At 44.5% G+C, this 10,365-nt stretch carries 12 protein-coding genes; 8 read left to right on the top strand and 4 right to left on the bottom strand.

Annotated elements, in window-relative coordinates; genetic code table 11:
• Positions 1-318 precede the first annotated feature (318 nt).
• The 4 genes from ACR8BL_RS02550 to ACR8BL_RS02535 all read left to right on the top strand — a co-directional run bounded on the left by ACR8BL_RS02550 (position 319) and on the right by ACR8BL_RS02535 (position 2,918).
• Complete coding sequence (locus ACR8BL_RS02550) at positions 319-693, top strand: response regulator transcription factor (protein WP_434751157.1); 375 nt, start codon at positions 319-321, stop codon at positions 691-693.
• Complete coding sequence (locus ACR8BL_RS02545; protein ID WP_434758314.1) at positions 683-1,309, top strand: chemotaxis protein CheC; 627 nt, start codon at positions 683-685, stop codon at positions 1,307-1,309. The genes ACR8BL_RS02550 and ACR8BL_RS02545 overlap by 11 nt, the downstream gene beginning before the upstream one ends.
• Before the next feature lie 2 nt (positions 1,310-1,311).
• Entirely contained in the window at positions 1,312-2,286 is a 975-nt protein-coding gene (locus ACR8BL_RS02540; protein ID WP_434751155.1) for a diguanylate cyclase domain-containing protein, read from the top strand.
• A gap of 200 nt (positions 2,287-2,486) precedes the next feature.
• A complete protein-coding gene (locus ACR8BL_RS02535) occupies positions 2,487-2,918 on the top strand; it encodes a DUF3237 family protein (protein WP_434751154.1) in 432 nt (143 codons plus the stop codon).
• Between the two features lies 1 nt (position 2,919).
• Here the strand turns inward: ACR8BL_RS02535 and ACR8BL_RS02530 are convergent, their stop codons facing one another.
• The gene (locus ACR8BL_RS02530; RefSeq protein WP_434751153.1) at positions 2,920-3,075 is read right to left on the bottom strand and encodes a hypothetical protein; all 156 of its coding nucleotides are present in this window, start codon (positions 3,073-3,075) and stop codon (positions 2,920-2,922) included.
• A 263-nt stretch (positions 3,076-3,338) separates the two neighbouring features.
• On the opposite strand from ACR8BL_RS02530, the gene ACR8BL_RS02525 reads away from it, so the two are divergent.
• Positions 3,339-3,935 carry a TetR/AcrR family transcriptional regulator gene (locus ACR8BL_RS02525; RefSeq protein ID WP_434751152.1) on the top strand — a complete coding sequence of 199 codons (597 nt, stop codon included), beginning with the start codon at positions 3,339-3,341 and terminating at the stop codon, positions 3,933-3,935.
• Between the two features lie 54 nt (positions 3,936-3,989).
• The gene (locus ACR8BL_RS02520; RefSeq protein WP_434751151.1) at positions 3,990-4,337 is read left to right on the top strand and encodes a DUF4260 domain-containing protein; all 348 of its coding nucleotides are present in this window, start codon (positions 3,990-3,992) and stop codon (positions 4,335-4,337) included.
• Positions 4,338-4,524: 187 nt separating this feature from the next.
• On the opposite strand, the gene ACR8BL_RS02515 is transcribed toward ACR8BL_RS02520, so the two are convergent.
• From ACR8BL_RS02515 to ACR8BL_RS02505, 3 genes are read right to left on the bottom strand one after another with little or no spacing between them, the layout of a single operon-like run.
• Positions 4,525-5,292 (bottom strand): sulfite exporter TauE/SafE family protein, encoded by a 768-nt coding sequence (locus ACR8BL_RS02515; RefSeq protein WP_434751150.1) that lies wholly within the window; start codon positions 5,290-5,292, stop codon positions 4,525-4,527.
• Positions 5,293-5,325: 33 nt separating this feature from the next.
• Positions 5,326-5,895: a GerMN domain-containing protein gene (locus tag ACR8BL_RS02510; protein ID WP_434751149.1), complete on the bottom strand. Its 570-nt coding sequence runs from the start codon at positions 5,893-5,895 to the stop codon at positions 5,326-5,328.
• A 47-nt stretch (positions 5,896-5,942) separates the two neighbouring features.
• Positions 5,943-7,373, bottom strand: coding sequence for an N-acetylmuramoyl-L-alanine amidase (locus tag ACR8BL_RS02505; RefSeq protein ID WP_434751148.1), 1,431 nt, complete (start codon positions 7,371-7,373; stop codon positions 5,943-5,945).
• Between the two features lie 458 nt (positions 7,374-7,831).
• Here ACR8BL_RS02505 and codB point away from each other — a divergent pair, with 458 nt between their 5' ends.
• Positions 7,832-9,109: a cytosine permease gene (codB, locus tag ACR8BL_RS02500; protein WP_434751147.1), complete on the top strand. Its 1,278-nt coding sequence runs from the start codon at positions 7,832-7,834 to the stop codon at positions 9,107-9,109.
• Positions 9,078-10,352: a cytosine deaminase gene (locus ACR8BL_RS02495; protein WP_434751146.1), complete on the top strand. Its 1,275-nt coding sequence runs from the start codon at positions 9,078-9,080 to the stop codon at positions 10,350-10,352. The genes codB and ACR8BL_RS02495 overlap by 32 nt, the downstream gene beginning before the upstream one ends.
• The last annotated feature ends 13 nt before the right edge of the window (positions 10,353-10,365 follow it).

Below are 10,365 nucleotides of genomic sequence, written 5' to 3'. Positions count from 1 at the left end.
GCGGATGTTTTCAACGGTAAAAGTTGTATCTGTCACATCATTCAAGAAGAGACGAAGCAGAGATTCTCTGCTCGTCCTTTTTGCTATGTATATCAATGGGATTTTCCTTCCATTGACAAATGAATACGTTCTAATTTATTTTTAAGTATTGTTGACAATCTATATATTGAGTTACTATAAATTTATATTATTTTGCCTGTTTATCTGTCAGTCATTTTTAAGGGGTTCCACCTGTGCGCGAAGCTCCTTCTCAAGAACTGTCTACAGCGCCTGATATCTTGCGCCCTTAAAACTTATTCAAGGAGACTGAGTAGAATCATGAAAGTATTAATTGTGGAAGACTCGATTTTTGTGCAGAAATTGATGAGCAAGTTGATTAGCGATCATATTCCGGATTGCGAAATTCGAACGGCCACCAACGGGGAAGATGGATACCAACTCTATCAGGATTTCAAACCTGATTTAATAACAACCGACCTTTTGATGCCAGGACTGGGTGGTCAGGATATGCTTCGCCTGATTCGAGAGAAGGATCAGAACGTCAAAATTATTATTTTGTCAGCAGATATTCAAAAGGCCACCCGTGAAGAAGTGGAGGAACTTGGTATTTCGGGATTTTTGAATAAACCGTTAACAGCTGAAAGAGCGAGTACATTGCTCCAAATGATTCGGGTGGCACATTATGCTGAATGAGCTGCAGAAAGACCTGCTTACCGAACTTGTCAACGTTTACGTTGGACAAGCAGCTAACATGTTATCGGAAATTGTAGACAGGCATATTGTTCTCAATATCCCTGAAGTTGAGCTAATCTCTATTAATGAAGTGGATCGGGAGGACGGGAGGTACAATATTTTATTTGCCGAAGGTCATCTCTTTAGATCATCACTGCAATTTGGGTATCAGTTTCAAGGCAAAGCCTTCCTGATGTTCCCCACCGAGCAGGCCAAAGTGCTGGCAAATATGTGTCTCGGCGAACTCACAGAGAATGTGGATCCGAATGATTGTCGATTAATGGATACTGATCTCGATGTACTCCAAGAGGTCAGCAATGTGCTGCTTAATGCGATAATCGGTGAATTCGGAAATTTCCTCGAAATGAAGCTGGAGTATGTACTGCCTGATATTGAGCTGATTCATGTTACTCGAACTGACCCGCAAATCTTGCTTGAGAACGAAGTGTACATATTGGTGCTGCACACCTCCTTTTTGCTTGCGGACACAGATGTAAAAGGAATTATCGTTATTGCGTTGAGCATGGATTCCATCTCCAGTCTGCTGGATAAGATAGATGCTCTACTGGGAGGATAAACATGGATAATCTCATTGTACAAGCACTGAACAAAACCAAAATGGGCATTATGATTGTGGACAGACAATTGAAAATTCTCGTCTGGAATGGCTGGTTGGAACGTTTAACAGGTATGCTCGCTGGAGACGTGCTGGGTAAAAATCTGCTTGAGATTTGCCCCAGATTCAAGGCTACTATGTATATGAACATTATACAAAATGCGCTGTATCATGGGCAAAGCAGGTTCTGCTCCAGCGCTCTACATAAATCTTTTGTGCTTCCGAAGGATGGAGGAGATGAAAGCTTTTACAGACAGAATCTGCATGTTGAACCGCTTTATGAAAACGAGCATAGTTATGCACTGCTACAGATTAGCGACACAACCAATACGAGCACTCGCGTGTACAAACTCAAAAACCTGATTAAGGAACTGGAGACGGAGTATACCAAGATCAAAGTTTCCGAGAAAATCAGCAAACATCTTTCCCTGCATGATTCCTTGACAGGTCTTCCCAATCGGCTGGCTTTCAAGGATCGGCTGGCATGGTCTGTTAGCAATGCACTGAGAAGTGAGACACGTTTTGCCGTAATGTATATAGATACCGACGGATTCAAGCAGATTAATGATACCTATGGTCATGAGATTGGAGATCAGGTTTTGATGGAAGTGTCCGAGCGATTGAGGGGCAACATTCGTAGTACGGATTGCGTAGCAAGACTGGGTGGAGACGAATTCAGCATTATCTTGAATCAGCTTAAGGAAGACGATGATGCGGAGATCGTTGCCAAAAACTTGACCGCAGCGTTTGAAATCCCGATTCATGTTAATGCCATTGAAGTTCATCTGTCTGCCAGCATTGGCATCAGTCTTTTTCCAAAACACGGGCAAGATCCGACTGAACTTCTGAAACTTGCGGATATGGCTATGTACAGAATCAAGAAAAATGGAAAGCAAGGTTATGCCTTCTTTCATCCCGAACTGGATCACGTCTGGTGATCTTCTTATAAAATGGTTGCTTGACCTCTCAAAGTTGCTGTCATGGCAACTTTTTTTGTTATCATTCCATCATTCATTCTACTTTGTTTTATTCACTTGCAAGCAGGAGTCCTTATATATCTAACGAAGTAACAAGGAATAGTTAAACTCAATGGGTTGAATCACAATAATGGCAGATAGAGAGGATGGCTGTGATTAGAATGAGTTTAGAGATGGAGGAACTGTTTACCGTACATGTGAAGATTGAAAATTCAATCGAGTTAAAGAATGCGGATGGTGACTCGGTAGTGATGATTACATTTGCAGGACATGTCACCGGAACCTGTTTCGAAGGCTTCGTTTGTGAGGGAGGCGTGGATACACAAATTATTGGAAAAGCGGGAGGACGTCACAGCCTGTCGGCCAGGTATATGTTACAGGGACAGGATTATATGGGGCAAGCTTGTGAGATTTACATCGAAAATAATGGATATATCGGGGAAATGAAAGGTGACAGGCTTTTTCGCACTTCGCCTCGGCTCATCACCAACAGTCAGGCTTTGTCTCAACTGAACGTGGATGCGCTTATTGGTGAGGGCTATCCGGCGGAAGGCGGCGGTGTAGATATTAAGATTTTCAAGGTGAGGTCATAAGTTACTGAAGGGAACGGTGGTGTGTTAACACATCTTTCAAAATTGGATGAGACACTTTATATCTCGAAAGCGTTGTTTTGGCAAACAACGCTTTCTTCATGTTTAACAGCATGTATTCACGGAAGTAGCCCATTTTAATAAGGTTTGTTTTTCTCATCGTTTCAATATTCTCCGAATCAGCATAATCACAAGGATCAGAAAGACTATTGCAAATAACATACCTGACAATCCCACACTGCTCATCACTTTTATAACCTCCTAATAAAAACCATTTATATAACATGTATAGTATAACATATTAATTTGGAAGCAACATACAATTTGAAATGTTAAAAAAAGTGTTGACTGTTCGAACAAACAGTTTTAAGATAAGAGCATAAACTAACTGTTCAAACAAACAGTATTGGAGTTGAAATGATAATGTCGAAACCACAAGCAACGAATCAGGACGAACGAAGAAGTGCCATTTTACAAGCGGCCTTTACTTTGTTCGGTCAGGTGGGGTATACGAAGGCAACGATGAAAGAGATTGCAGCTAAAGCTGGCGTCGCTCAGGGGCTGATCGGATACCATTTTAATACGAAGGAAACACTTCTGGTGGAAGTTGTACGGGAATGGATGATTAACCGTGGCATGAAGGAAGCGCTACAGCAATTGGATATGACAGCACCACCTGCAGAGTTACTTCAGCAGGCACTACAACACGTCGTTGAATTTCGCAGCACGAATCCGGAGTGGTTCACCCTATTAATCAGTTTGTGGACGGAGAGTGTGAACAACGAGAAGCTGGCTCTGGAGTTAATGAAACTGTACCAGGAGATGAAATCAGGTATCCGATTAATTATTGATCGCATGGAGCTGCCGCTGGATGAAACCCAAAAGGAGACTTTAGCAGCCTTGATTCAAGCGGTATTTGACGGATTAACATTACAATCCCCTGTGCTGCTATCCAGCCATCCACTATCACACGAACAGGTATCCCAAGGCATCGGGTGGATGTTGAGTGGGATGAAATGATCAAATGAATACATCAAAATCAAAATAAATCACATTCAAAGGAGATTAAACCAAATGACTAGACTATGGATTCGATTAGAGGGTTTACTGGTACTCGTGGCAGCGACAACGATTTATTTTTATAATGATTACTCCTGGTGGCTCTTCCTGCTGTTGCTTCTCTTCCCGGATGTATTCATAATCGGTTATGCAGCTAACAACAAACTGGGTGCACAGATCTATAATGTGGGGCACACGTACATTGTACCTATGGTACTTTTGGCGGCAGGTTATACTTTGAAAATGGACTTCCTGATGCTGATCAGCTTCATCTGGATCGCTCACATCGGCATGGATCGCATGTTTGGTTTTGGCTTGAAGTATGGAACAGAATTTAAAGATACCCATCTCCAGCGCTTATAATCATAGGCATGGATTGGGTAACTCAGTAATTTAGTAATCATTTTTCTAAAATAGGTTCACCATAAAGGCTGTACCCGCATCATCCAGATGACAGGGTACAGCCTTTATTAATGAAACCTTCATCTGTGCGCCATTATATGGCGACTTACAATACAAACTTAATACAAACTCAAAAAAAGAAAGAAAGTTACAGCCACAATATGGCGGCTCCAATCATCGGTGTCACAACCATGCTCACTTTCAGCCAGAAAGCAGGCACTCGTTTGGTGAACTTCGCTCCAACGTATGAACCGGACATTGTACCGATCACAACAAGCAGCAGTAACTGCAAGTCCAGGTAACCAATCTTCATATATCCGGCTCCCCCAGCTAGTGCAATCGGAATAATGACCAGCATTGTGGTTCCGGCAGCATATCGCATAGGCATATTTAACATCAGCATAAGTCCCAATTGAATAAAAGGTGTAGAGCCAATGCCGAACAGACCGGACAACATGCCAGTAATCACGCCGATCAATAGCGCATATACCCAGTATCGTGCGCCTTCATCAAGCATAACGGTCTGTATCTCGGAGCCATTACGGTGCCACGAAACAAGGATTAATCGAAGCCACAAGGCGAGCCCGGAAGCAAATAACATGAGGGAGGTCAGCATACCGAGCCGATCTTCTGGAATATAGGAAGACCAGCCTGAGCTGATCCAAGCTCCTGTTGCCCCAGCAAGCCCAACGATCACACCGGTTTTGGGCACCGCATTTCCTTCCCGGTAATGACTGATTGAACCGGAGAGCGAGGAGAAAAACATCGCTGCAAGCGCCGTGCCAAGAGCAACATGAATGGGATATCCAAATACAACCGTCAGGATTGAGATAATAAAACCGGAACCACCTGCACCAACAAACCCGAGCAGAAGACCCAGAAGAAACATAACAAGCACAATATTCATCACTAACATCAGACTTCTCCAAATTATGTTCTTAAATTCAATTTACATTGTACCACGAACGATCGGATTCTCCAGCTCGACATGACCCATCAGGCTCTCGGTTTCCTTGCCGTCCACCAACAGCTGAATGCTTTGAATCTCCTCGAACTGGAACAGGGTTTGCTTCAACACATCCAAGAAGAGAAGTTCTCCACCAGAACCGAGTCTCGCTTCATCCGGAATGTGAATATTTAACGTAAGTTTGCCATCGCTTTCCTGAAAATGAAGTGATTCCAGTCCAATGTCACTCCATAATGAAATATATTCCGGGTCATCCGAACGCTGCAAAACATCAAAAGCCTGTGTATATTTCTCATTGCTGTTCGAAAACTCAATGGTGGCTTTCTTTGTTTTGACTTGTGTAAGTTCAGAATCTACATAACCAATTTCAATCTCCTGCGTCTCTTTTTTCTCTACATCTGGTGCGGAGGGGGAAGAGCCGTTAGATTGAGTCGGATTGGGTGCGGGCTCCGCATTTCCGGGGTCAGTGGCAGGCTTGTTACCACAACCAGCAAGTATGAGCATTATGGCAGTAAGGTAGAGCAGGCTCACGTAGTTTAACTTTTTTCTCATCCTAAGCACATCCTTATCTTCACATTCAGTTCCCGTTACTTCCTTGTTCATTGGGATTGCTGCAAAAACTCCTTGATTCCATCAACGATGGCCTGTGCCGCTGTGTTCTGTACATTTTCAGAGAGCATTGCTTGTTCTTCAGCGAGATTGCTCAGGAATCCGATTTCAAGTAACACAGCTGGCATCGTTGTATCTCGCAGTACTTCCAGATTGCCGTTCTTAACCCCGCGATCCTTAAAACCTAATGCTTGAATCAGATGCCTGTGTACGATATCAGCCAGTGTTTTACTGCTGTTTCGTTTGTAGTAGAACGTTTCGGTACCTGTGGTCAGGGGTGAAGCCTTTACACTGTTTCCATGGATCGATACAAACACATCCGCGTTTAACGTGTTCGCCAATTTCACACGCTCTGGGCGGGTAGGATAAACATCCGTTTCACGTGTCATCACCACGTCAATATCAGGCTCCTGGAGCAGAAGCGACTGAACTTTGAGAGCGAGTGGCAGGGTGAAATCTTTCTCTTGTGTGTTGGAGATGCCGATTGTGCCAGGGTCTTTCCCACCATGCCCGGCATCAATAACAACAACCTGTTTACCACTGTCATTGCCACCAGGGCTAACGGGAATACCAATTGTAGCTGTCAGAGCCAAGTCAACAATCAGTTTACCGCTAACATATTGAGAATTGGCCTGAACATCGCTCAAATTATTCAATTCGATAACAACTCTGACCTGAGCCGGATCTTTTTTGAAAAGGGAGTATCGAACATCTGTCACATTAGCTATTCCGCTGACATCAAGCTTACCCATTGTACCTTGCAACAAGGTTGAGCCCATATCACCAAAGGTGGTATTCGGCAAATCCACCACGATGCGATCCGGATTCGTTAACCGGGTAATCTGTGGTGTAACCTCTGTGTCAACAGATACAACAAGCTGCTGATTAGCAAAGCTGATATCATTCACTTTGCTCCATACGATGTTGTTCCCTACGCCAGGAACAGTGGGAGCAGGGGATGGCTCAGCAACAGGAGGAAGTTCAGTGCTTGTTAGGCCAACAATTTTTTCTTTGTTATTCCAGCTAACGGACAGTCCCATTTCTTCACTGACAAAACGAAGGGGAACAACGACCGTATTTTTGATTAATTTCGGCGCCGTGTTTAGTGTTACTTTTACATTCTGAACCCTGGCTTCTTTCTTACCTACGTTGAGAGAAAGGACCTTGGCATTTTGTTCGATGCTCACATTTTGACTCTTCTGATCCCATTTCACGTTGAATTTCAAATTCTCAGCAACAACACGAATGGGAATCATGACATTGTTGTTTACATTGACAACTTCGACATCTGACGGCAACAGAAGCTCCTGACCATCTAATATAATCTTCGTTTGCGGGGTAGCTGTGGCAGCATGTCCCACATTGGACAGAGCGAGCAGAAACAACAAGCTGAACAAAAGTACACTTACGATTTTTCTCATTTTACACCTCTGTTTAAAATTACTTATGACAATATTCTACATTTATGCGAATGGTTCCTGCTTCTTCATTTTCTTTTTTAATAAAACTACAGAATATATCGAAGCAGTAAAGGAAGATGTGAAATCCAGTCCCAGTCTGGAATTGTGCGTTATCTAACGAATTCTAGTAGTTGAATTATTAATGTTATTGGATAATAATGACATTGACAGTTTCACATTTTTCCAAAATAATAGAACCTAATTGAATACTGGTACCTTTAATTCAGTCCAGAGAGGCTGGCAAGGGCAGCGGATTTTGTAATCACGCGAGAATCAGGCATTTCATGCACAGGAATGTTCTGTGTCTTCGCGCGGGTTATGATGCATAAAGAGGCTACTTGTCAGCGTAAAGCGTGATGAGTAGCCTCTTTTTCTGCTTTTTTATGGTATCAGAACACTTTTTATTTGGAGGTTTTCTGATGAGCAAACAAGATCAAGAGTTTTCATGGCAAGAGGTGCCAAAAGCACAGCGTAATCATTTTTGGAAGACGTTATCCGTCATGCTCGGCTTTACTTTTTTTTCAGCGAGCATGCTGGCGGGGGGGACACTTGGTGTCAGCCTGACCTTTATGGAATTCATGGCGATCGTACTGGCAGGAAATCTGGTGCTGGGCATCTATACCGGAGCGCTGGCGCATATCGCTGCCAAGACAGGATTGTCCACCCATTTGCTGGCGAAATATTCGTTTGGTGAAAAAGGTTCTTACCTGCCTTCATTCCTGCTGGGTTTCACACAGGTTGGATGGTTCGGTGTCGGCGTAGCGATGTTTGCCATTCCGGTTGCCAAAGCGATGGACTGGAATGTGTACCTGTTGATCCTGATCTTTGGACTGGCGATGACGGCCTCAGCCATCTTCGGGATGAAATCTCTTGTTATTCTTGGTTATATTGCTGTACCGGCGATTGCTATACTCGGGGGTTACTCCATGTTTGAGGGGGCGGGATCACTCGGCGGTCTGCAAGGGCTTCTGGATTATACGCCAACACAGACAATTACTGCGGCGGCGGCTCTGACCATCTGTATCGGCTCTTTCATAAGCGGCGGTACGCTGACACCAGACTTTGCCCGGTTTTCCCGGACGTCCCGGCAGGCGGTTACGGCGACGGTGATTGCATTTTTCCTCGGTAACTCGCTTATGTTCTTGTTCGGGGCTGTCGGGGCAATGGCGTACAACCTGGCTGATATATCTGAAGTTATGTTCCTGCAAGGGCTGCTCATTCCTGCAATCATCGTACTGGGCCTGAACATCTGGACAACCAATGACAATGCTCTATATGCTTCGGGTTTAGGATTCGCCAACATTACGAAAATTTCGAAAAAGTTTTTTGTTATCATCAACGGAATCATCGGAACGGTGTTTGCGATGTGGATGTACAACAACTTTGTGGGTTTCCTGAATGTGCTGGGTGCAGCGATTCCTTCCATCGGAGCGATCATCATTGCGGACTATTTCATCGTGAAACGCAGATCGTATGCACCATTTGCCGACATGAATTTCAAAAAAGTAAACTGGGTAGCTATGGCTGCATGGGCCATCGGCGTAGCATTTGCACAGCTGGCTCCCGGAGTAACACCGCTTAACGCGCTGATCGGTACAGCCGTGGCGTATGTAGTCCTCATGGCTATCGTGTCCATGACATCATCCAAAGAAAAGGGGAAAACACATGATTATACAGAACGCAAAATTGCGGGGTAAAGAAGGCCTTTGGAATATCGTCGTTAGAGACGGGGAATTTGAGCAGATCTCACAAGAGACACAGTCTGATACAGATACAAACGAAGAGACACTGGATGTGGGTGGAGCACTGGTGCTTCCACCATTCATTGAACCGCATATTCACCTGGATACAACTCTGACAGCAGGGGAGCCGGAGTGGAATCTGAGCGGCACGTTGTTCGAAGGTATCCAGCGCTGGTCGGAGCGAAAAGCATTTCTGACCCATGAGGATGTCAAAACACGTTCCAAAACGGCTTTGAAATGGCAGATGGCACAAGGCATTCAGCATGTGAGAACACATGTGGACGTGACAGATCCAAGCCTGATCGCCGTTAAAGCGATGCTTGAAGTGAAGGAAGAACTTGCACCTTACATCGATATTCAACTGGTTGCTTTCCCGCAGGAAGGCATTCACTCTTATCCAAACGGCGCCGAGTTGCTGGAAGAATCACTTAAAATGGGCGTAGACGTTGTAGGCGGCATCCCACACTTTGAGTTTACGCGTGAGTATGGCGTCGATTCCATGAAAGTGGCTTTTGACCTGGCTGAAAAATATAATCGTCTCATCGATATTCACTGTGATGAAATCGATGATGAGCAATCCCGTTTCATTGAAGTGGTTGCCAAGGAAGCGTATGAACGCGGGCTGGGCTCACGCACGACCGCAAGTCACACAACAGCGATGGGATCGTACAACGATGCGTACACGTACAAGCTGTTCCGTCTGCTGAAGATGGCGAATCTGAACTTTGTGTCCAATCCGCTGGTCAACATTCACCTGCAAGGACGCTTCGATACGTATCCGAAGAGAAGAGGGCTGACGCGGGTGAAGGAGTTGCAGGAAGCGGGCTTGAACGTCTGCTTCGGGCATGATGATATCTTCGATCCATGGTATCCGCTCGGTACAGGTAATATGATGCAAGTGCTGCATATGGGCATTCATGCCTCACAACTGCTTGGATACGATCAGATTGTGAATTCGATCGACCTGATTACGAAAAATAGTGCCAAAACACTGCACATTGAGGATCGTTACGGTGTTGAAGAAGGTAAACCTGCGAACTTCATCGTACTTGAAGCCGAGAATGAATACGAAGCAGTTCGCAAACAGGCTGCAGTTCTGTATTCCTTCAGGAAAGGTCGCAAAATCGCTGAAACGAAACCGCGTGATACATCCATCATTTTGGATGGTAGCTCGGAGAAGGTTACCTTTAATAAATAGTAAATCGTCGTAG

The organism is Paenibacillus amylolyticus, from assembly GCF_051136285.1.
Taxonomy (GTDB): domain Bacteria; phylum Bacillota; class Bacilli; order Paenibacillales; family Paenibacillaceae; genus Paenibacillus; species Paenibacillus amylolyticus_F.
Note: the sequence above shows the minus strand (reverse complement) of the source record. Positions and strands in the feature narration are given on the sequence as shown.